The organism is Bacillus sp. FSL R5-0576, assembly GCF_038004765.1.
In the GTDB taxonomy this organism is placed as follows: Bacteria; Bacillota; Bacilli; order Bacillales; family Bacillaceae; genus Bacillus; species Bacillus subtilis.
In genome coordinates, this window is sequence record NZ_JBBORU010000001.1 from 3,075,672 (window position 1) to 3,097,059 (window position 21,388).

General features: G+C 44.6%; 26 protein-coding genes and 1 riboswitch. Of the genes, 2 read left to right on the forward strand and 24 right to left on the reverse strand.

Annotated elements, in window-relative coordinates:
- Nucleotides 1–51 precede the first annotated feature (51 nt).
- From frlB to NX903_RS15855, 3 genes are all read right to left on the reverse strand, one after another.
- Nucleotides 52–1,038 carry a fructosamine deglycase FrlB gene (gene frlB / locus NX903_RS15845; RefSeq protein WP_015251278.1) on the reverse strand — a complete coding sequence of 329 codons (987 nt, stop codon included), beginning with the start codon at nucleotides 1,036–1,038 and terminating at the stop codon, nucleotides 52–54.
- Between the two features lie 214 nt (nucleotides 1,039–1,252).
- Nucleotides 1,253–1,627: a nucleotide excision repair endonuclease gene (locus NX903_RS15850; RefSeq protein ID WP_003228617.1), complete on the reverse strand. Its 375-nt coding sequence runs from the start codon at nucleotides 1,625–1,627 to the stop codon at nucleotides 1,253–1,255.
- 102 nt (nucleotides 1,628–1,729) lie between these two features.
- Complete coding sequence (locus tag NX903_RS15855; protein ID WP_086344290.1) at nucleotides 1,730–2,848, reverse strand: NAD(P)/FAD-dependent oxidoreductase; 1,119 nt, start codon at nucleotides 2,846–2,848, stop codon at nucleotides 1,730–1,732.
- Between the two features lie 158 nt (nucleotides 2,849–3,006).
- Between NX903_RS15855 and sspG the strand changes: the two genes are divergently transcribed.
- Both sspG and NX903_RS15865 read left to right on the forward strand, forming a co-directional pair.
- Complete coding sequence (sspG, locus tag NX903_RS15860; RefSeq protein ID WP_015384584.1) at nucleotides 3,007–3,153, forward strand: acid-soluble spore protein SspG; 147 nt, start codon at nucleotides 3,007–3,009, stop codon at nucleotides 3,151–3,153.
- Entirely contained in the window at nucleotides 3,153–3,428 is a 276-nt protein-coding gene (locus tag NX903_RS15865) for a hypothetical protein (RefSeq protein ID WP_003243521.1), read from the forward strand. Before sspG ends, NX903_RS15865 begins: the two co-directional genes overlap by 1 nt.
- A gap of 64 nt (nucleotides 3,429–3,492) precedes the next feature.
- Here NX903_RS15865 and glxB read toward each other — a convergent pair whose 3' ends face one another.
- The 21 genes from glxB to NX903_RS15970 all read right to left on the reverse strand — a co-directional run bounded on the left by glxB (nucleotide 3,493) and on the right by NX903_RS15970 (nucleotide 21,329).
- Nucleotides 3,493–3,876 carry a methylglyoxalase gene (gene glxB, locus NX903_RS15870; RefSeq protein WP_086344291.1) on the reverse strand — a complete coding sequence of 128 codons (384 nt, stop codon included), beginning with the start codon at nucleotides 3,874–3,876 and terminating at the stop codon, nucleotides 3,493–3,495.
- Nucleotides 3,877–3,985: 109 nt separating this feature from the next.
- Complete coding sequence (locus tag NX903_RS15875; protein ID WP_015251274.1) at nucleotides 3,986–4,264, reverse strand: ArsR/SmtB family transcription factor; 279 nt, start codon at nucleotides 4,262–4,264, stop codon at nucleotides 3,986–3,988.
- A gap of 263 nt (nucleotides 4,265–4,527) precedes the next feature.
- A complete protein-coding gene (gene sufB, locus NX903_RS15880; protein ID WP_003228608.1) occupies nucleotides 4,528–5,925 on the reverse strand; it encodes a Fe-S cluster assembly protein SufB in 1,398 nt (465 codons plus the stop codon).
- 20 nt (nucleotides 5,926–5,945) lie between these two features.
- The gene (gene sufU / locus NX903_RS15885) at nucleotides 5,946–6,389 is read right to left on the reverse strand and encodes a Fe-S cluster assembly sulfur transfer protein SufU (protein WP_003222809.1); all 444 of its coding nucleotides are present in this window, start codon (nucleotides 6,387–6,389) and stop codon (nucleotides 5,946–5,948) included.
- Entirely contained in the window at nucleotides 6,379–7,599 is a 1,221-nt protein-coding gene (sufS, locus tag NX903_RS15890) for a cysteine desulfurase SufS (RefSeq protein WP_003228604.1), read from the reverse strand. Before sufS ends, sufU begins: the two co-directional genes overlap by 11 nt.
- On the reverse strand, nucleotides 7,599–8,912 hold the full coding sequence (gene sufD / locus NX903_RS15895; RefSeq protein WP_014477917.1) for a Fe-S cluster assembly protein SufD: 1,314 nt from the start codon (nucleotides 8,910–8,912) through the stop codon (nucleotides 7,599–7,601). Before sufD ends, sufS begins: the two co-directional genes overlap by 1 nt.
- A gap of 17 nt (nucleotides 8,913–8,929) precedes the next feature.
- On the reverse strand, nucleotides 8,930–9,715 hold the full coding sequence (sufC, locus tag NX903_RS15900) for a Fe-S cluster assembly ATPase SufC (RefSeq protein ID WP_003151872.1): 786 nt from the start codon (nucleotides 9,713–9,715) through the stop codon (nucleotides 8,930–8,932).
- Between the two features lie 193 nt (nucleotides 9,716–9,908).
- A complete protein-coding gene (locus NX903_RS15905) occupies nucleotides 9,909–10,046 on the reverse strand; it encodes a hypothetical protein (RefSeq protein WP_003228600.1) in 138 nt (45 codons plus the stop codon).
- A 193-nt stretch (nucleotides 10,047–10,239) separates the two neighbouring features.
- A complete protein-coding gene (locus NX903_RS15910; RefSeq protein ID WP_014477920.1) occupies nucleotides 10,240–10,617 on the reverse strand; it encodes a carboxymuconolactone decarboxylase family protein in 378 nt (125 codons plus the stop codon).
- Between the two features lie 84 nt (nucleotides 10,618–10,701).
- The gene (gene metQ / locus NX903_RS15915) at nucleotides 10,702–11,526 is read right to left on the reverse strand and encodes a methionine ABC transporter substrate-binding lipoprotein MetQ (RefSeq protein ID WP_032722486.1); all 825 of its coding nucleotides are present in this window, start codon (nucleotides 11,524–11,526) and stop codon (nucleotides 10,702–10,704) included.
- Nucleotides 11,527–11,539: 13 nt separating this feature from the next.
- Nucleotides 11,540–12,208: a methionine ABC transporter permease MetP gene (gene metP, locus NX903_RS15920; RefSeq protein ID WP_003228593.1), complete on the reverse strand. Its 669-nt coding sequence runs from the start codon at nucleotides 12,206–12,208 to the stop codon at nucleotides 11,540–11,542.
- Nucleotides 12,201–13,226: a methionine ABC transporter ATP-binding protein MetN gene (gene metN, locus NX903_RS15925; RefSeq protein ID WP_003242531.1), complete on the reverse strand. Its 1,026-nt coding sequence runs from the start codon at nucleotides 13,224–13,226 to the stop codon at nucleotides 12,201–12,203. Before metN ends, metP begins: the two co-directional genes overlap by 8 nt.
- A 105-nt stretch (nucleotides 13,227–13,331) precedes the next feature.
- A riboswitch (SAM riboswitch) is annotated at nucleotides 13,332–13,438 on the reverse strand.
- A 114-nt stretch (nucleotides 13,439–13,552) separates the two neighbouring features.
- On the reverse strand, nucleotides 13,553–13,897 hold the full coding sequence (locus tag NX903_RS15930; RefSeq protein WP_077671101.1) for an SCP2 sterol-binding domain-containing protein: 345 nt from the start codon (nucleotides 13,895–13,897) through the stop codon (nucleotides 13,553–13,555).
- A 106-nt stretch (nucleotides 13,898–14,003) separates the two neighbouring features.
- The gene (locus NX903_RS15935; RefSeq protein ID WP_014480792.1) at nucleotides 14,004–14,324 is read right to left on the reverse strand and encodes a thioredoxin family protein; all 321 of its coding nucleotides are present in this window, start codon (nucleotides 14,322–14,324) and stop codon (nucleotides 14,004–14,006) included.
- A 1-nt stretch (nucleotide 14,325) separates the two neighbouring features.
- Nucleotides 14,326–14,688: a toprim domain-containing protein gene (locus tag NX903_RS15940; protein WP_024571871.1), complete on the reverse strand. Its 363-nt coding sequence runs from the start codon at nucleotides 14,686–14,688 to the stop codon at nucleotides 14,326–14,328.
- Nucleotides 14,689–14,765: 77 nt separating this feature from the next.
- Nucleotides 14,766–15,002, reverse strand: coding sequence for a YusG family protein (locus NX903_RS15945; RefSeq protein ID WP_003228581.1), 237 nt, complete (start codon nucleotides 15,000–15,002; stop codon nucleotides 14,766–14,768).
- Between the two features lie 55 nt (nucleotides 15,003–15,057).
- Nucleotides 15,058–15,441, reverse strand: a complete 384-nt coding sequence (gcvH, locus tag NX903_RS15950; RefSeq protein WP_003222781.1) for a glycine cleavage system protein GcvH — start codon at nucleotides 15,439–15,441, stop codon at nucleotides 15,058–15,060.
- Between the two features lie 66 nt (nucleotides 15,442–15,507).
- The gene (locus NX903_RS15955; protein ID WP_003222779.1) at nucleotides 15,508–15,864 is read right to left on the reverse strand and encodes an arsenate reductase family protein; all 357 of its coding nucleotides are present in this window, start codon (nucleotides 15,862–15,864) and stop codon (nucleotides 15,508–15,510) included.
- 110 nt (nucleotides 15,865–15,974) lie between these two features.
- Nucleotides 15,975–17,759, reverse strand: a complete 1,785-nt coding sequence (gene fadE, locus NX903_RS15960; protein ID WP_077671100.1) for an acyl-CoA dehydrogenase FadE — start codon at nucleotides 17,757–17,759, stop codon at nucleotides 15,975–15,977.
- Nucleotides 17,760–17,773: 14 nt separating this feature from the next.
- Nucleotides 17,774–18,949 carry an acetyl-CoA C-acetyltransferase gene (locus NX903_RS15965; protein ID WP_069964303.1) on the reverse strand — a complete coding sequence of 392 codons (1,176 nt, stop codon included), beginning with the start codon at nucleotides 18,947–18,949 and terminating at the stop codon, nucleotides 17,774–17,776.
- Between the two features lie 10 nt (nucleotides 18,950–18,959).
- A complete protein-coding gene (locus NX903_RS15970) occupies nucleotides 18,960–21,329 on the reverse strand; it encodes a 3-hydroxyacyl-CoA dehydrogenase/enoyl-CoA hydratase family protein (protein ID WP_069964469.1) in 2,370 nt (789 codons plus the stop codon).
- Nucleotides 21,330–21,388: the final 59 nt, after the last annotated feature.

Sequence of the window (21,388 nt, forward strand, 5' to 3'; positions counted from 1 at the left end):
TAATGTTATATAACATTATAGTCTAATGCATAATGGTTCCTCATTTTCAGATCAATACTCAACTTTCCACATGTATCTTCTATGAGATAAAGGATGATTTCTCGCCTCTGCCAGCTCGTCTGCATAGCTTCTCAGCACACGATTGAGAACGAGCGGAGCAAGGTAGCCTTTAACTGAATCGTCAATTGCAGTGAAGTCGTAAGATGCAGCATCAAGCACAGTGAGCTTTTTGCCATACTTTTTCGAGAAGGTAAGCGCCCGCTCTTCAAGAGGTCTTGTTTCATCTAAACCGAGCAGGATGATAAACGGCACGGATTCATCAATAATTTCAAACGGTCCGTGAAAATATTCTCCGGCATGAATGGCGTGGGAATGAATCCATTGCATTTCCATGAGAATGCAGATGCTGTAGGAGTAAGCGACACCGTAGTTTGCACCGCTTGCCATGGTATAAATAATACTTTCTTTTTCATGGGCTTTTGCAAATTGCTTGGCGTTGTCAGCTTCCTGCTTAAGGGCTTTTTCATATACAGCCTGCAATTGATCTAAGCCTTCAATTGCTTGTTGGAATTTCGTATTGTTTTCTAATACTTGCAGGGTTCCAAAAACGATTTGATACAAAACGCCATAGTTTGTATTGATCGCAAGCGCCTCATCACCCCAATCGTACTGGGCAACATATTGCGCTTCCTGCGCTAAAGGAGACTCCGGTTTAAACGTCATCGCAATCGTAAGTGCACCCTTGCCCCTTGCAAACGCAGCAGCTTTGACTGTCTCCGGGGTATTTCCCGAATGCGAGCACAAAATAACAAGAGACTTTTCACCAAGCTGAACAGGGTTGCGCTGAATAAATTCGTTGGCGCTGTAGAGGTCGGAGTTTATTGATTTTGACTCTCTGTCAAACACATACTTACTCGGATACATAATTGCAGAAGACCCTCCGCATGCGACAAAGAATACATGATCAATGGTTTTCCCTTTCAAATCCTGCAAGAAAGCTTGAACCTCACGATTTACTTTTGCTGTGGCCTGACTCAAATCCTTCACTCCCCGTTTTTATTATATAACGTTATATAACATTATATATTGTTATATTAAAGTCCGCGGCTAGGATTGTCAATATTATTTTCTGAAATTTCTCAATAATTTATTCGAATGATAGACAAAGGGCCTATATGCGTAAAAATGCCCAAATCAAAAGCCAGAACTTGACTTAAGCTCTGGCTCGCTGTTCAATCCGCAGACTGACGTCTTATTTAAAAAATACCTTGTCTATGTTGTACTTCGAGTGCTGTGTATTGATGATATATGTTTCGTAAATCTCTCTTTCCATTGGATCATCAACTACACATACCTCAATTTTATATACTTCGTCTCTGTGATGTTTGATCGGTGAAACAGTGTCTTCGAAATGCTTCTTAATTCTCTGTCTTAACTTTCTGGCTTTACCGACAAACAGCAGCTCGTCATGAATGTTGTAAAACATAAAAATGCCGCCTTTGTCCCTTGGGATCTGGTGAAAGTCGATGAATCCGTGAATCGGTTTTATCTTCGGTTCGTTATCATTAGCTGACTGCTGTCGTTCAGTGATGGTGACATTCGGTGCGGGTATATCAATTTTTATCAAAATCAGTTCACGTCCTCTTTTTCATTAAAGATAAATGCTAACACATACAGAAAAGAAAAGCCAGAACAGCTTTATACTATTTGTTTGTTAAGCCTTTATTTATTATGCAAGCGCTCCGGCTGGATCATACGGGCCAAGGTCGATTTCAGTCTGCTTTCCGAGAACGAGTTTTGCGAGCTCTGCACCCAAGAACGGCCCCATCGTCAGTCCAGAAGCACCCAAACCGTTTGCAGCATACAGGCCTTGAACATTCGGCACGGCCCCTACGACCGGCAGAAATCCCGGTGTAAACGGCCTGAAGCCCACTCTTGTTTCAACAGCAGCCGCATCAGCAAGACCCGGTGCAACGGCTAACGCTTTGCTCAATACTTCGTGCTGGCCTCCGGCTGTCACACGCAGATCATCAAGACCGGCATCGTTTTCGTGTGTGGCGCCGGCTACAATTCTGCCGTTATCAAACGACAGAATGTACTGATCACTCGGCGGCATTACAACCGGCCACGATCCTGTATCTGCATCTGTCATTTCAAAATGCATAATCTGCGCTTTTTGAAATGACACTTGAAAATGAATGCCGAGAGGCTTCAATATCTCATTGGCCCATGCTCCCGCCGTCACAATGACCGCGTCAGCCGCAATCTGCTTTATATCTGTTTGCACGCCGGTGACTGTTCCGTTTTCAAAAAGCAAAGATGCATTTCCTTTGATGACCGTTGCGCCGCGTTTCTCTGCAGCGCTTAAAAGCGACCGGCACAGCGCTCTTCCGTTCACACGGGCGGCACCGCTGATATGAACTGATTCATAGTCATCAGCTAAAATCGGAAACAGCTTTTTCGTTTCACTTGCGGACAAGCGGGTAATGTCGCCGATCTCCGGCGCATCCTCCCGTCTCTTATACGCCCGCTCCTCCATCTTATCAAGCTTTGACGCATCAGTATGAATGCTGATCGCACCAACACGTTTATATCCTGTATCCGTTTCTCCGTCCTCTTCCAACTGATTGATTAAATCCGCATAGTATCGCGCCCCGCCCTTAGCAAGCTGATACCAATCCTGATTGCGGCGCTGAGAGAGCCAAGGACAGACGATCCCCGCCGCCGCATCAGTCGCTTGTCCCGGCTCTTTCCGATCAATGACAGTAACGCGAGCGCCTGATTTTGCGAGATGATAAGCCGTCGACGCGCCCAGAATCCCTGCGCCGACGATGATGTACGAATTCATATGCAAACACCTTTTCTATTATAATGTCTATTCATTTTACCAAATAGAATGCTTTCCTTCGACCTTTTGCCCTAATGTGGAAAAACCGCGAAGTTCGTCCAATCTCTTTACTCTCCTAACGAATATCCTGTCACTATCAATAGAGAAAGGATGATACCATGAGCGAAAATCGTCATGAAAATGAAGAAAACAGACGCGATGCGGCAGTCGCAAAAGTCCAAAACAGCGGTAATGCAAAAGTCGTGGTCAACGTGAATACAGATCAGGATCAGGCACAGGCGCAGTCACAAGACGGAGAAGACTAATGAACGAAAACATCATTCCTCTCAACAGACATACTCAAGAGATACCCACTACTGAATCTGTTATCAAAAACAGCGGCAACTCAGAGGTCCATATCGACATTCACATTGATACAATGCCAATTGCTTTTGCTATATTATGCTCTGCATTAGCCGCAAAGCAGATGACAAAAGAGGAATTCGATATGGCTTATACTCAATTGCGAGAGATGAACAGAGAAAATAACAGCAGATCATCTGTAAAGCAAATTATCAACCAGGAGACAGAAGAAGAGTAAAAAACCGCGGGCCCTGTGGCCAGCGGTTTTTCTTCTGCATACAAAAAGGACGCGACTGAATCGGTTACTTCTGTACAATTTGAATAAGGTTACCGCTTGTATCGTCGAAAACAGCAATTGTGACTTCGCCCATTTTTGTCGGTTCCATCGTAAACGTCACGCCTTTTTCCTTTAATCGGTTGTACTCTTTTTGAATATCTGCAACGCCAAACATTGTGGCCGGGAAGCCTTCGGAGAATATCTTCTTTTGATACTCCTTGGCGGCAGGATGTTCATTCGGTTCGAGTAAAAGCTCGGTTCCGTCTTGATCATCTGGAGAAACAAGCGTTATCCACCTGAATTTCCCCATGGGAACATCCTCCTTTTTTACAAACCCCAGTTTTTCTGTATAGAACTTCAGTGCCTTGTCTTGATCTTGCACGAATATACTAGTCACAATGATTTTCATATTGTTGTTTCCTCCTTTGATATTTATGGTGTATGGTACTGTGCAAACAATCCGGCTTCAAGCAAAACAAACCAACATTTGTAAGAAACTCAGTACTGGTTTTATAAAATTACTCTATCCATCCTTTCAGCAAATTTTTAAGCGGTTCGTTGTTGAATATAAGTACTCGATATTTTCCCTTTCGTTTTGATGTTACGAGTCCTGCATCCTCCAGTACAGAAAGGTGTTTAGCTATCGCCTGTCGCGTAATAGAAAGGTCGTACTTTGTAATAAGACGTATCGTAAGTTCATACAACGTCAGCTCGTTGCGTTCAGATAATTCGTCTAATATAAGCCGCCGAGTCGAATCGCCGAGTGCTTTGAATATAGCGTCTTTGTTCCAATTCATATATTGAGTATAAGCAACTCATTAGTTGCATGTCAAGTATAAGCAACTGTATGGTTGCGTGATATAGAAACTGAACCTATCCGGCGCAGGTCTGAAATATTCTAATCGATAAGGAATTAAAACCATTAAAATAACAGTGGATATGTCTCTGAAAAATAAAAGAAGACGAACTTCAAAAGTTCGTCTTCTACAATCAAATTCGGCACGCCGGCCATTTTAAAAACTATCTCTAAACCCCTTGATAAACAAAGGAGTTTTCATCATTAACCAATAGAACCTTCCATTTCGAACTTAATCAAACGGTTCATTTCAACTGCGTATTCCATTGGAAGCTCTTTTGTGAATGGCTCGATAAAGCCCATTACGATCATTTCAGTTGCTTCTTCTTCAGAAATACCGCGGCTCATCAAGTAGAAGAGCTGCTCTTCAGATACTTTAGACACTTTCGCTTCGTGCTCCAATGAAATGTTATCATTTAAGATTTCATTGTAAGGAATTGTGTCTGAAGTTGATTTGTTATCCATAATGAGCGTATCGCACTCGATGTTAGAGCGGGCGCCTTCCGCTTTGCGTCCGAAGTGGACGATTCCGCGGTACGTTACTTTTCCGCCCTGTTTTGAAATCGATTTTGATACGATTGTAGATGATGTGTTTGGTGCTAGGTGAATCATTTTCGCACCTGCATCCTGATGCTGGCCTTTACCCGCAAGAGCGATAGAAAGCGTCATACCGCGCGCGCCTTCGCCTTTTAGGATACAAGCCGGATATTTCATTGTCAGCTTAGAACCGATGTTGCCGTCGATCCATTCCATTGTTGCGTTTTCTTCACAGACTGTACGCTTTGTTACAAGGTTGTAAACGTTGTTCGCCCAGTTTTGGATCGTTGTATAACGGCAGTAGCCGCCTTTTTTCACGATGATCTCAACGACCGCACTGTGAAGTGAGTTTGTTGTGTAAACAGGCGCCGTACAGCCTTCAACATAATGAACACTTGCTTCTTCATCAACAATGATCAGTGTACGTTCGAACTGACCCATGTTCTCAGAGTTGATACGGAAGTAAGCTTGTAGCGGTGTTTCAACCTTCACGCCTTTAGGCACGTAGATGAAAGATCCGCCCGACCAAACAGCTGAGTTAAGCGCCGCAAACTTGTTATCAGTCGGTGGGATTACTTTTGCCCAGTGCTCACGGAAAATATCTTCATTCTCTTTCAGCGCGCTGTCAGTGTCTTTAAAGACGATGCCTTGCGCTTCAAGATCTTCTTTCATGTTGTGGTATACAACCTCAGATTCGTACTGAGCAGAAACACCCGCAAGGTATTTTTGTTCAGCTTCAGGAATACCGAGCTTGTCGAATGTTTGCTTAATTTCTTCAGGAACTTCATCCCAAGAACGCTCTGAACGCTCAGACGGTTTTACGTAGTACGTAATTTCGTCAAAGTTCAGTGAGTTTAAATCTCCGCCCCATTGAGGCATCGGCATGTTGTAGAAATGCTCAAGTGATTTCAAGCGGAAGTCAAGCATCCATTGAGGCTCTTCTTTCATGCGAGAAATTTCTTCTACGATTTCTTTTGTCAATCCGCGCTCTGAACGGAAAATGGAAACGTCCTTGTCGTGAAAACCATACTTGTATTCACCAATATCAGGCATTTTTTTAGCCATCCATTTTCACTCCAATCCTTTTAATTGCCGCCTTCTTCTTTCGCGACTCCTTTTTCAAGTGCTTTCCATGAGAGGGTTGCACATTTGATACGGGCCGGGAATTTTGAAACGCCTTGAAGGGCTTCAATATCCCCGAGATCTATAGAATCATCATACTCTTTCCCTTGCATCATATCCGAGAAAATCTTAGACATGGAAAGGGCAGTTTCAATATCTTTCCCTTTAATCGCCTGAGTCATCATCGAAGCGGATGCCATTGAAATGGAACAGCCTTCCCCTTCAAATTTCGCATCTTCCACGATGTCTCCGTCAAGCTTCATTGTCAGTCTGATGCGGTCGCCGCATGTCGGATTGTTCATATCCACGACGATGCTGTCATTCAAAACCCCTTTATTTCGCGGGTTTTTGTAATGATCCATAATCACCTGTCTGTACAATGTATCTAAGTTTGCATTAAAAGACATTTGTAAAATACTCCTTTGTCTTTTGAAGAGCTTCCACAAGCTTATCAATCTCTTCCTCTGTATTATACAGATAAAAGCTTGCTCTTGCAGTAGCAGTTACATCCAGCCATTTCATCAGCGGCTGCGCACAATGGTGGCCGGCTCTGACTGCGATTCCCTCCGCATCAAGCACAGTCGCCACATCGTGCGGATGAACATCATCAAGGTTAAATGTGACAAGCCCGGCACGCTCTTCCGGCCCGTAAACCGTTACGCCGTCAAGCTGGCGGAAGCGTTCAAGCGCATAAGCTGCAAGCTTGTGCTCATGGCGGGAAATCTCATCAAGACCGATTTCTTCGAGAAAATCAATGGCGGCACCTAGACCGATTGCTCCTGCAATAATCGGCGTACCCGCTTCGAATTTCCACGGAAGCTCTTTCCAAGTTGATTCATAAAGCCCGACAAAGTCGATCATTTCACCGCCGAATTCGGCAGGCTCCATGTTTTCCAGCAGGGCTTTCTTTCCGTACAGCACACCAACACCAGTAGGTCCGCACATTTTATGGGAAGAAAGCGCAAAGAAGTCGCAATCTAGATCCTGCACGTCAATTTTCATGTGAGGCGTGCTTTGTGCACCGTCCACCACAATTACAGCCCCATTGTCATGAGCGATTTTCGCCATTTCTTTAATCGGGTTGACCGTGCCGAGAACATTAGATACATGAGACACCGCAACAATTTTTGTGTTGCTTGTGACCGTTTCTCTGACGTCTTCTAAAGAAATCGTTCCGTCTTCCTGCAGCGGAATATATTTTAATGTGGCGCCAGTTGCTTTTACAGCCTGCTGCCACGGAATGATATTCGCATGATGCTCCATGTAGGTGATGACCACTTCATCACCAGGTTTCAGGTTGGCGCGCGCATAGCTTAACGCCACCATATTCAGTGATGTGGTCGTGCCTTTTGTGAAAATAATCTCAGCCATTGACTTCGCGTTAATAAACTTGCGGACTTTTTCACGCGCTCCTTCATAACCATCTGTCGCTCTGGTTCCAAGTGTATGGACGCCCCGGTGAACATTGGAATTGTATTGGTTATAATACTTATCCAGTGTTTCAATGACAGCACGCGGCTTCTGGGAAGTCGCCGCGCTGTCGAGATAAACGAGATCATGTCCGTTCACTTGCTGATGAAGGATCGGGAACTGTTCACGAATATCTGTGATATTCATTACTTCACTTTCCTTTCGATAACAGAAACTAATTGTTTCTTAACGCCTTCAATCGGAAGTTCATTTACTACCGGTGCAAGGAATCCGTAAATGACTAAGCGTTCTGCTTCTTCTTTCGGAATTCCGCGGCTCATCAGGTAGTAAAGCTGAATAGGGTCCACACGGCCGACAGATGCCGCATGTCCTGCAGTTACATCGTCTTCGTCAATTAAAAGAATAGGGTTTGCGTCTCCGCGTGCTTTTTCGCTGAGCATCAGCACGCGTGATTCTTGCTCCGCATTCGCTTTAGAAGCGCCATGTTCGATTTTGCCGATTCCGTTAAAGATAGAAGAAGCGGAATCCTTCATCACACCGTGCTTCAAGATATAGCCTTCAGAAGCTTTACCGAAATGGATGATTTGTGTTGTGAAGTTTTCTGTTTGCTCTCCTCTTCCGACAACAACCGTTTTCGTATCGCCGTATGTGCCGTCACCGTAAAGGTTTGTTGTGTTTTCGGAAATCGTGTCGCCATCGTTCATCAGGCCAAGAGCCCACTCGATTTTGCTGTCGCGTCCGCGCGCAGCACCGCGGCGGTTCACATAAGTTGTCACACCGCTTGACAGATTATCCACCGCACCGTATGTTACGCTGGCATTATCACCTGTGATGACCTCACTGATAATATTGAAGACAGCGTCTTTCGGATTTACAGTGCTGATGTAGTTTTCTACATATGTTACAGAGCTGTGGTCTTCAGCCACAATCAGCACGTGGTTGAATAGAGCTGTATCATTGCTTTCGTGGACATAAACAGCCTGAACCGGCGTCTCCACCTGAACATTTTTCGGAACATAAAGGAATGCTCCTCCGTTAACAAGAGCCGCGTGAAGTGCAGTTAACTTATGTTCGTCAACCTTCACGCCGTCCTTCATAAAGTATTTCTCCACCAAGTCGCTATGCTCACGTGCAGCAGTCAGAATATCAGTGAAGATGACGCCTTTGTCTTTCAATTCTTGAGAAAGAGAAAGATGTGCCGGCGTCTGGTCACGCTGTACGTATAATGTTTTATCTTCGTTTTCAACGTCGATCAGCGCTTTTACTTCATCAGTCAAATCTTCTAATGAAGAAAGCGGTTCGTTATCCACTGTATGCTTCGCGAAATTCGTGAAGTTCCAGTTTGTGATTTTTGTTTTGTCAGGTTTCGGCATCGGCAGATCCTCAGCTTGTTCAAGAGCCTGTAAGCGCAGGTTCTTCAGCCAGGCAGGTTCTTGGTGCTTTTCGGAAAAGCTTTTGAGATACTCCTGATCTACGGATAGTTTTGTACCTAGTGTCATATTAATCCCCCTAACGCTTACGCTTCTTGGCCAACAGTTTCGTCTTCAATGCCAAGTTCTTGTTTGATCCAGTCATAACCTTCTGCTTCAAGACGCTGTGCAAGCTCTGCACCGCCGGATTTTACAACGCGGCCTTGCATCATAACGTGAACAACATCCGGAGTGATGTAGTTTAACAGGCGCTGATAGTGAGTGATCATCAAGCAGCCGAAGTTTTCGCTGCGCATTTTGTTGATCCCTTTTGATACAACTTTCAAAGCGTCAATATCAAGACCTGAGTCAATTTCATCAAGGATGGCGATTTTCGGTTCAATCATCATTAATTGAAGGATTTCGTTGCGTTTTTTCTCCCCGCCTGAGAAGCCTTCGTTAAGATAGCGCTGAGCCATTTCAGGGTCCATTTCAAGGAACTCCATGTTTTCGTCCATTTTGCGGATGAATTTCATGAGAGAAATTTCATCGCCTTCTTCTCTGCGCGCGTTGATTGCTGAGCGAAGGAAGTCGGCATTTGTCACACCGCTGATTTCACTTGGGTACTGCATCGCAAGGAATAAGCCTGCCTGCGCACGCTCGTCCACTTCCATCTCCAGTACATCTTTGCCGTCAAGCGTGATGCTGCCTTTTGTTACTTCATATTTAGGATGCCCCATAATAGCAGCTGATAAAGTGGATTTACCAGTTCCGTTCGGGCCCATTACTGCGTGGAATTCTCCACCTTTTATTTCAAGGTTTACACCCTTTAAGATCTCTTTCCCTTCGATTTCAACGTGAAGATCTTTGATCGTTAATGTTGAAGCAGCCATATCTATACCTCCAAAAATATATAATCATTATTCTCATTTTATTCTCATTCTAATTTTATAACAAATGAAAAGTAAATACAACTTTTTATCGTGCCTTGCACATTCCTCAAGTTTAACAAAGATCAGCACTTTATTAAAGCGATTGAAAAAGAAAAAGAGTGGATTCCCACCCTTTTTTAAAAGATTGATTTTCTCAATAAGCTCCCGCAGAAATCCGCTTGCTTTTTTCATAATCAAGCTCTCTCTGCCGCTCTACTTTCATTCTTGTTTCCAGCCGGCGTCCATATTCCTCGTATCCAATTCCGTGTGACAGCTGCATCGCTTTTTCCATTTCTGACGTATAATCGAGGTTCAGTCTGTCCTGGCTGCTGCAAATAATGAATCAATCCCTTCATATATTTGCTTTTTATTGTACCAGTGCTGCGTTGGATGCCGCAAAAACGATTTGGCGTGAAATAGCGGCAGATGAGACGAAAGCATCCTTTCAGAACAAATGAGAATGGTTTTTCGGAATATTCCTTCTCTTAATGCGTGGTGTTTCCGAATTCCTCAATGCACTGTTGAACGACTGTCACGCCTTGGCTGAAAGCCGCGCCGCCTCCAAATGCCGCTGCCACACTGACGGCTTCGAGAATGTTTTCTTCTGTCGCTCCCTGATCGAGACAGCCTTTTGTATGATAGATCATGCAATATTCGTCCTGAGCATTGATGGCAATTCCGAGGGCGATCAGCTGTTTTTCTCTTTCAGTCAGAGAATTCCCGGCAAAGCACTGTTCAGTAAATTCGTTAAATTTTCTTCCCATCAGCGGCATCTTTTGTTCAAATGTGCCTAAACCATGTTTATATTGTTTTAACGCGTCCTGCATGCTTCCTCTGTCTTGATTCAAAGAAAATCCCTCCATCTGTTTAACATTCCTTTTTATTATGAACAGCTTTTAGGAAAATACGCGAAAAAAACCCCGGATTTCTCATCCGGGGTTTCAGTCTTATTCAGATACAGGAAGCACAGCTCCGTCGTATTTTTTCTCGATGAAGTCTTTGATCTTTTTAGAATGAAGAACTTCCATCAGCGCTTTGATTTTGGCAGAATCTTCTTCGCCTTTTCTTACTGCGATAATGTTAGCGTATGGGTTGTTTTTCGTTGATTCTACTTCAATTGCATCTTTTTTAGGATTTAATTTATTTTGGATCGCATAGTTTACATTGATGAAGGCCGCGTCTCCTTCTTTGTTTTCATATGCTTTTGCCGTTAATTCAGGCGCTACTTTTTTGAATTCAAGGTTTTTCGGGTTTTTCTTAATGTCTTTCAATGTTGCGTCAACTGTTTCTACCTTAGAATCAAGAGTGATTAATCCAGCGTTTTCAAGCATTGCAAGCATACGGCCTTGTTCAGCAACGTTGTTTGTCAGAATGATTGTCGCACCGTCTGGAAGGTCTTTCAGTGATTTGTATGTTTTAGAGTAAATACCGAATGGCTCTAAGTGAACAGCACCGGCATTCACAAGTTTGTAATCTGTGTTTTCTTTCATTTCTTGCTCAAGGTAAGGAATGTGCTGGAAGTAGTTCGCGTCCACTTCTTTATCAGCTAAAGCTTTATTGTACATTTTGTAATCACTAAGCACTTTCACTTTCAGCGTATAACCTTTTTCTTTCAGCAATGGTTCAGCTTCTTTTAAAATTTCCGCATGCGGTGTTTTCGTTGCCGCAACGACAATTTCTTTCTTGCCGGATTCAGCGCCGTTATTCGAACCGCAGGCAGCCATAACTCCTGCAAATACAAGCAGTAATGCACCCAAAAATAGCTTTTTCAATGTAAATCCTCCCTTATCGTTTGTCTATAATATTTGTTATTAGATCACCGATGATTTGAATAATAAACACGATGATTAAAATAAACACAGTAGCAACGAAGGTAACATCAGCGTTATTAGACTGATATCCTTCTACGTACGCAAGGTTTCCAAGGCCTCCTGAACCAATGGCTCCGGCAATTGCCGTTGAGCCGATCAAAGCGATGGCTGTAACCGTAATGCCAGAAATAAGAGCAGGCATTGATTCCGGAATCAGCACTTTGAAAATAATCGTAGACGTTTTCGCGCCCATTGATTTAGCTGCTTCAATCACACCTTTATCCACCTCACGCAGCGCGATTTCAACAAGGCGCGCGTAAAATGGTGCCGAGCCGATTACCAGCGCCGGCAATGCGGCGTTTGGCCCTAAGATCGTGCCGACTAAAAATTTCGTAAAACCTAATAGTAAAATAATTAAAATAAGGAACGGAATCGATCTGAATATGTTAACAACGGCCGCAATCACTGAGTTGACCGCTTTATTCTGCCAGAGGCTTCCTTTGCTCGTCAGAAAGAGCAGCAAGCCGAGGATGACCCCGATGACAAAAGCAAACAGTAAAGAAATCAGCGTCATATAAAGTGTTTCATATGTCGCGTTCCATAATTCAGTTAAATCAACGTTCGGGAAGTATTTTTCAAACATTCGTGATCACCTCTGCTTTCACCTGTTTGTCATTAATGAATCGGATCACGTTTTGCACTTCTTCCTCGTCTCCGTCAATGTGGATGAACAGTGAACCGTAAGCCCCATCCTTCGTCTGCGAAATTTTCCCTTGCAGAATATTGACGCTGACATTGAAGTTTCTGATCATCTCTGTAATCAGAGGCTGTTCAGCTGACTCACCGACAAATGTGAGCTGAACCATTTTTCCTGATGCTGTATCATCAAGAAGGTGTTGAAGCGTCTCTTTCGTTTCTTCCGGCTCTGTCACCTGTTGAACAAATCGTTTTGTCATTTGTTCCTTTGGATTTTTAAAGACATCGAGAACCTCGCCTTCTTCGACCACCTTGCCGTTTTCCATGACGGCGACTCTGTTGCAGATTTTGCGGATGACATGCATTTCGTGCGTAATCAGCACAATCGTCAAACCGAGTCTTTCATTAATATCGGACAATAGATCCAGAATTGAATCTGTCGTTTGCGGATCTAATGCTGATGTCGCTTCGTCACAAAGGAGAACCTTCGGATTGTTTGCAAGCGCTCTGGCAATTCCGACACGCTGCTTCTGCCCGCCGCTCAGCTGGGACGGATATGATTTTTCTTTTCCTTCTAAACCTACCAGTTTAATCAGTTCATTGGCGCGCTTGATCCGCTCGCTCTTTTTCACCCCGGCAATTTCTAAAGGAAACATGATATTATCTCTGACAGTCCGCGACCAAAGCAAATTGAAATGCTGGAAAATCATACTGATCTCATGGCGTGCTTTTCTTAAACCGCGTCCATTTACTTCATTAATCTTGGTTCCCGCCACTTCCACGGTTCCTGAGGTTGGTTTCTCAAGGCCGTTCAGCAGACGGATTAAGGAACTCTTACCAGCTCCGCTATATCCTATAATTCCAAAAATCTCACCTTTTTTAATGGAAAGCGAGACGTTTTGGACAGCATTGACATCTCCATGTTTCGACTTGTAAACTTTTGAAACATCCTGAAGATTGATCAAAGCAATCACCTGCCTTAACACTATTCTAAGAAATCTTCCGGTTTTTTCTGCAAAAGAAAAGCCTTTCTGCACACTTGAGCAGAAAGGCTTATATAAAATGCCTTTCTCTCATCTTTCAAAGCTGAACGCTTCGTGTGAATTGGCACCATTTCAACAGTGTTGATGGTTGCCGGGCTTCATAGGGCACTTCCCTCCACCTCTCTTGATAAGAGAAATATATAGTCTTTTTCGTCCGGAAATTCTTAATGTAGAATAGCACGGCGAATGATTAAATGTCAATAAAATAAATGATGTCAACTTTTACTATTATAATAATTTATTATTTTTTAATTTTTTATAATCCTCTGAAAAAATCCATTTGTCAGCCAGAGAATGGCTTCCAGTTTTAACAGGGCCCTGAATGACCCCTTTACTTTGAGGCTTCCGCTCTGAATCAGGTGCTGAAGGGAAATGTCTCCGTGCAATAAATCAATAATTTCCGTTTGGTTTCCGTAAAAGGTCAGGTTGGACGTTTGGGGCGGAGAAACTTTTTTCATTTCTCCCTGTTCGTTTATTGAGACGGTTAAGGCTTCTGCTTCTCCTTGGAAGGTAATGAGCAATGTTGAGGCTTTCAAAAGGGGTTTTAAAAACAGATGCTGATACTCATCTTCTAAAACTTCCGCTTTCTCCATATGTACAACCTCCTATTTGTTGGTCATACATACACATTTCTCTCTTTGTCGCAAGAACCCCTTTATAAAACGAACGACAATTTCATTGGATATGCTGAGAAATATGTCATAAATGGGATGCGGAAGATGATTTTTGTTTGATCAGCTCATATAAATAAGAAACGGAATGAAATGCATATCCTCTTTCGACCACCTTTCCGCCTTTAAACAGCAGAAAACAAGGGACGCTTTCAATTTGATACGCTTTTGCGAATGTCGGAGAGTAATTGACATTGTTTTGATAGAAGGCGACATCCGGCAGCATTTCTTTCACCACTGTCAGCATTTTGCTTGCAAGCTGGCAGGTGCCGCAAAACGGAGTATATAAATATAGAAGGTACACATCATCTTCAATGTGATCAAGTTCGTGTTCTTGGAGTTCTTTCATGCTATACACCTCGGGACTTTCTTTCAAGAAAAATAGTATGGACATTCAGATTCGCACGCAGCAATACAGAAGCGATATGGTGCCTGGGCGCAGCCGCTACTTCCTTATAGGCTCTGTCGATATGGAGATGGCAGGCTTCATTAAATTCACGCTTCAGCTGTTTTCTCAATTTCTCACCTGATTCATCAGCATCAACTAATATATAGACGTCTTTATCATAAAGCTCGTCAGCCAATTCCTCGAGCCTCAGCTGGCTGATTGTTCCGTTTGTGCAGATAATGCGCACCGGTTCATTCAGGACGCTTTCGATTTTCTCTTTATCTGATTTCCCCTCGACAATCATAACCTTTTCCAGCTCATCCATCTTCATCTTGTTCACCTGCCGCGTCAAATTTGAAACGTTCAGATTGTAAAAGAAGGCAGTGAAATTCACCGCCAACATTAACACCAGCCGTTTTCGTAGTCACAATCTACATATTTTGCGTCGTCTCCAGAGACCACATCGGCTGTCTTATAAAATTTCTCATTTTCAAAGGAATAACCGGACTTAAGCTCATATTCATTCATGCTTGTCATTTGGCCGATCATCTCATTATCATGATATAACGAGAGCCGGCCATTTTGAAAGCGGCCTGTCACGTCATTGGTGACATCGAGCTTTTGTTTGTCGAAAGCCATATTGGACACCTCCCATAACGTTAGCGTGTCCAATTGCTTTTACGGCTATCCTGTTTTAGTCTTCTTGTGTCATCTCTTCATATTGCTCTGCTGTCATCAGTTTTTCAATTTCAGAAGCGTCGGATGGCTCAACGACGATCATCCATGCTTTTTCGTACGGAGATTCGTTGACGAATTCCGGACTGTCATCAAGATCTTCGTTTACTTCCACAACCGTTCCGTTAATCGGTGCATAAAGCTCAGATACCGTTTTAACGGATTCAACACTGCCGAATGGCTCGTCCGCTTTGATTTCAGCGCCCACTTCAGGAAGTTCGACAAACACGATGTCGCCTAGTTCGGACTGGGCAAAATGCGTAATTCCGATTCTGGCTTTTTCTCCTTCAACTTTTACCCACTCGTGTTCTCCTGAGTAACGCAAATCTTTTGGTATGCTCAATTGAATCCCTCCATTTTTTACAGCACTACAATAAGAAGATACCACACTTTTCAAAAAAAATTTACATTAAGCCCAGTTTTCTTCAAATTGGTCTTCTTTAAATCCGACAGTCACTTTTTCGCCGTCTGTTGTAAGCGGGCGTTTGATCAGCATGCCATCTGAAGCCAGCAGCTCGAGCTGTTCGTCCTCTGACATGTGATACAGCTTTTCCTTGAGATTGAGCTCGCGGTATTTCATGCCGCTCGTGTTGAAAAATTTCTTGAGATCCAGCCCGCTTTTTTCATAAAGCGCTTTTAATTCTTCTTTGCTTGGCGGCTGCTCAGCAATATGTATTTCGTTTATTTCTTTCCCATGCTCTTCAAGCCACTTCTTTGCTTTGCGGCACGTTCCGCATTTAGGGTACCAGTAAAAAGTTAACGACATCTTCTTCCCCCTCAATAAAATAATCGAGGTTATTTTAACACAGTTTGTTTTAAAAACCTAAAACAGTGCTTCTTAAAAAAGAGCTCCGCGCATTCGGAGCTCTTGGCCAATCAGACAGTATATTTCTCAGCCTCAAAAATGCCTGCCGCCGCCTCGCGTTTTTTCTGAATCACGTTTTTAGGCGTTACGCGTGTCAGCTTGCGCAGAGCGGAAAACATCATGCGGAGTGAATCTCCTTCTTCCATTGCGATAAGGGATTCCTTCGCATGCGCTTCAATTTCGTTAAAGGCCTCTTGAACGAAAATTTCTGTGTACAGCACCTTTTGCGCTGCTTTTTCAGCGCCTTGAGCGGCAATGGCCTTTTCCGTTCTGAGCACGGCTGATTCCATTGCGTATACATTGCTGACGATATCCGCTACGTTCACGAGAATTTCTTGCTCACGATCGATGGCTTTTCCGTATTTTTGCGCGGCTAGGCCGGCAGCAAACAACGCAATTTTTTTGGCTTGCTTGACGATATATTTCTCCTGCTCTAAGACGCCGCTTCCAGGCTCTTCAGGCATAAGCATCATGAGTTCTTCCTGCAGCGACTGCGCTTTTTCGAATAAAGGCAGCTCGCCTTTAAGCGCTTTTTTTAGGAAGGTGCTTGGCACGATTAACCGGTTGATTTCGTTTGTGCCTTCAAAAATCCGATTGATCCTTGAATCCCTATAGGCCCTTTCTACTTCGTACTCCTGCATAAAGCCGTAGCCTCCATGAATCTGCACGCCTTCATCAACGATATAATCAAGCGTTTCAGAGCCGAATACCTTATTCAGAGAGCATTCGATGGCGTATTCCGCAATCGATTTGGCGATTTGCCGGCCGTCCTTGAGATCTTCGGCCGTGAACTGGCTCATATTGTCTTCAAACAGTCCGACGGTTCTGTATACAGAGCTTTCCATCGCATACAGCCTTGAGGCCATTGTCCCGATTTTTTCCTGTGTCAATGAAAAACCAGCAATCGGCGTTTTAAATTGGCGGCGCTGATTTGCGTATGCCGCAGACAGCTCGATGACGCGTTTAGATGCGCCGATTGTGCCAACCGCCAGTTTGTAACGGCCGATGTTTAAAATATTAAAGGCGATGACATGCCCTTTGCCGATTTCTCCGAGCAGGTTTTCCTTTGGCACTTCAGCTTGATCCAGAATGAGGGTTCTTGTCGATGATCCCTTGATTCCCATTTTCTTTTCTTCCGGTCCCGTGGAGACACCCGGGAACTCTTTTTCTACAATAAAGGCTGAAAACTTGTCGCCGTCTACCTTAGCGTAAACCACAAATACATCGGCAAAAGCAGAGTTGGTAATCCACTGTTTTTCCCCTGTTAATACATAATGCGTTCCTGCTTCATTCAGCACAGCTGTTGTTTTTGCTCCAAGTGCATCAGATCCAGAGCCAGGCTCAGTCAGAGCATAAGCGGCGATCTTTTCGCCTGAAGCGAGTCCCGGCAAATATTTTTTCTTTTGTTCTTCTGATCCGAAAAAGACGATCGGCAAGGAACCGATACCGACATGCGCCCCATAAGAAAGAGAAAAGCTTCCCGCACGCGAAAATTTCTCAGTGATGAGTGCCGAGCTGATTTTATCAAGGCCGAGCCCTCCGTATTCTTCCGGCACATCGGCGCCAAGCAGCCCTAGTTCGCCCGCTTTCTTCAACAGTCTGACAGAATGCTCAAATTGATGGTTTTCGATATCATCTATATGAGGGAGAACATCTTGCTCGATGTAATCCTCTGTTGTTTTCGCAATCATTTTATGCTCGTCAGTGAAATCCTCCGGTGTATACATTTGATCGTATGTGACATCCTCGATTAAAAATCCGCCGCCTTTTTGTACTTCAGCCGCTTTTTTTGCCATTTGTTTTTCCCCCTTTAGCATAATTCAAATACACCGGCCGCTCCCATCCCGCCGCCGATACACATGGTCACGACTCCAAATTGCTCGTTTCTCCGTTTCATTTCATGGATGAGTGAGAGTGTAAGCTTTGTGCCTGTACAGCCAAGCGGGTGTCCAAGCGCGATTGCGCCCCCGTTGACATTCACTTTTTCTTCATCAATTCCCAATTCCCTGATTACTTGAATGGCCTGTGAGGCAAAAGCTTCATTCAGTTCAAACAAGCCGATGTCCTGCAGCTGAAGTCCGGCAAGCTTCAAAGCGCGCGGAATCGCTTCCACCGGTCCGATTCCCATCACTTCCGGCGGCACGCCGCCTACCGCAAAGGAGCGGAATTTCACAAGCGCCGCCAGGCCAAGAGCATCAGCTTTTTCCCGGTCCATCAGCATGACAGCCGCCGCTCCGTCACTCGTTTGCGAGGAATTGCCCGCAGTCACCGTCCCGTCAACGGAAAAGGCCGGGCGCAATGTCGATAAGATGTCTGCAGTCGTTTGCGGGCGAACACCTTCATCCTGAGAAAATACAAATTGTTTTTCCTGAGGCTTATGGTTTTCTCCAATTTCTGTCACCGTCACTTCTACGGGTACAATTTCATCTTTAAATTTTCCTTCTGCAAGGGCTTTAGCGGCGTTTTGGTGGCTGCGAACGGCAAACGCGTCTTGATCCTCACGGGAGACGCCGTATTTTTTCGCGACTTGCTCGGCTGTGTGCCCCATACTCATATAATATTCCGGTGCCTTTTCTGCCAAAGCAAGGTTCGGACGGGTAACATGCCCCATCATCGGAACTTGCGACATGGATTCTGCTCCGCCGGCGATCGCTGTATCGTAGGCGCCGAGCATAATTTTTTCTGCTGCATATGCAATAGACTGAAGGCCTGAAGAGCAATAACGGTTAACTGTAATCGCCGGAACTGTGTACGGCAGGCCCGCGAGCGCACCGATATTTCTCGCCATATTAAGCCCCTGCTCCGCTTCAGGCGTTGCACAGCCAATAATCAAATCGTCAATATTGCCTTCGTAGCCGCCTGCCCGTTTCAGCGTCTCTTTTACACAAATCGCTCCCAAATCATCCGGGCGAACGCTGGCCAAAGATCCTTTTTTTGCTTTTCCAACCGGTGTTCTTGCACCTGACACAATGACTGCCTCTTTCATAAGCTCCCTCCTAATTCCGTAAAGGTTTACCTTTCACAAGCATATGCTGCATTCTCGCTTGAGATTTTGCCTCTCCTGCCAAACTCAAAAACGCTTCTCTTTCGATCTCCAATAAATACTCTTCATCAACCTCTGTACCAAACGGCACTTTTCCGCCCGCAATGACATAAGCGAGTTTTTTCGCGATCTTGAAATCATGCTCAGATATATAGCCGGACAGCTTCATCTGCTCAGCGCCAAGCAAGAGTGCCGCATAACCGGTTTCTCCCGGCACCTTGACCTTTTCTTTTACAGGCGGCCGCCAGCCGGTATCGTATAAAGATGCGGCCAGCTGCTTCGCATCGTATAACAGGTGGTCTTGATTCACGCTGATCTGATCCGTTTCTTTTAAGATGTTCATCTCACGAGCTTCTTGAGCGGAAGCGGACACTTTCGCCATCGCAATCGTTTCAAATGTTTTCATTGCCGCATTCATCGGATCAATGCCGCGGCGAAGATGGTTGATGTACAGCTCTTTGTTACCTCCTCCGCCAGGGATGAGGCCGACACCGGATTCCACAAGTCCCATATAGGCTTCGCTTGCCGCTTGAATGCGCGCCGCAGGCAGGCACACTTCCGTTCCTCCGCCGAGCGTCATGCCAAATGGCGCGGCGACGACCGGTTTCGCACTGTATTTGATTTTCATCATCGTCTCCTGAAAACGGCGTATCACAAAATCAACTTCCAAAAAGTTGTCGTCTTGGACTTCCATTAAGATCATGGCGAGGTTCGCGCCGACGCAGAAATTTTTCCCTTGATTGCCGATGACAAGGCCCTTGTAATTCCGCTCTGTTTCCTCTAACCCTTTGTGGATCATCTGAATGATATCGAGACCAATCGCATTGCTTTTCGAATGAAATTCAAGAAGAGCCACATCATCTCCAAGGTCAATTAAGCTTGCTCCGCTGTTTTTCGCAATCACGCCTTTTGTTTCTTTAAGTGCATGTAAATGAATTCGTTTTTTGTTTTCTTTCACGGCTCTGTATTCGCCGCGGTCATAATAAAATACCGTTCCGTTCTCTTTGATGTAGAAGGTTTCATTTCCTTTATCCAGCATCTCTTTTATCCAGCCAGGCATATCTGCTCCAAGCTGCTCAAGCTTTTCCGCTGACTGCTTGAGGCCGATGGCATCCCACATTTCAAAAGGGCCCAGTTCCCAGCCGAATCCCCACTTCATGGCTTGGTCAATCGCATGAATATCATCGGCAATCTCGCCAAGCAGCTCGGCTGAGTAAAGCAGGGTTTGAGATGTGATATTCCACAGCAATCGGCCGGCTCTGTCATCCGAATAAATAAGCGCTTTCATTTTGGCTTTTGTCCCTTTTGCCTGTTTTGCCGCTTCAAGTGCCGGTGTTTTCATTTTTGTCCGCTCGCCGTAAGTAAGCGTCACTGGGTCAAGCTCATAAATCGTTTTTCCTTCTTTTTTATAAAAGCCTTGGCCGGCCTTACTTCCGATCCACCCTTTTTCCAGCATATCGTTCATGAAGCTTGGAAGGCGAAACACTTCTTTTTCATCGCCATCAGCTTTGTCATACACATTTCGGGCAACGTGGGCGAATGTATCGAGACCGACCACATCAAGCGTTCTAAAGGTAGCGCTTTTCGGCCTGCCGATCAGCGGTCCTGTGATCGAATCAACCTCCCCGACCTGATAGCCGCCTTTCAGCATTTCTTGGACTGTCACGAGAAGCCCGTACGTCCCGATGCGGTTTGCGATAAAGTTCGGTGTGTCCTTTGCTGTAACAACACCTTTCCCGAGGACATTTTCTCCGAAAGCTGTCATAAACTTTAAAATATCAGGATCCGTTTCCTTAATCGGAATGATCTCCAGCAGCTTTAAATAGCGTGCGGGATTAAAAAAATGCGTTCCGAGAAAATGGGCTTTAAAATCATCCGACCTGCCTTCAGCCATTTCCTGCACTGATATGCCGGATGTGTTGCTTGAGACGATGCTTCCAGTCTTTCGATGTTCATCCACAAGAGCGAAAATTTTCTTTTTGACTTCAAGGTTTTCGACAACGACCTCAATAATCCAATCTGCTTCTTTCAGTTTTTCTGCATCATCCTCCAGATTGCCCGGTGTAATATAGGAGGTATTTTTCGCTGATGTGAGGGGAGCGGGCTTTTGTTTCAGCAGTTTTTTCACCGCCTGCCGGCTCAGCCTGCTGCGCATCTCCGGACTGTCCTTCGTCAGCCCCTTTTTTTCCTCTTCCTTTGTCAAATCGTTCGGCACAATATCTAGCAGCAGGACAGGAATTCCGATGTTAGCCAAATGCGCCGCAATCCCGGAACCCATTACCCCCGATCCTAAAACGGCTGCCTTCCGAATGTGTTTGTGCATGAGATATCCCCCTTGAACATTGAATGAATAATCATTCATTTTTTGACCAAAAAAAATGA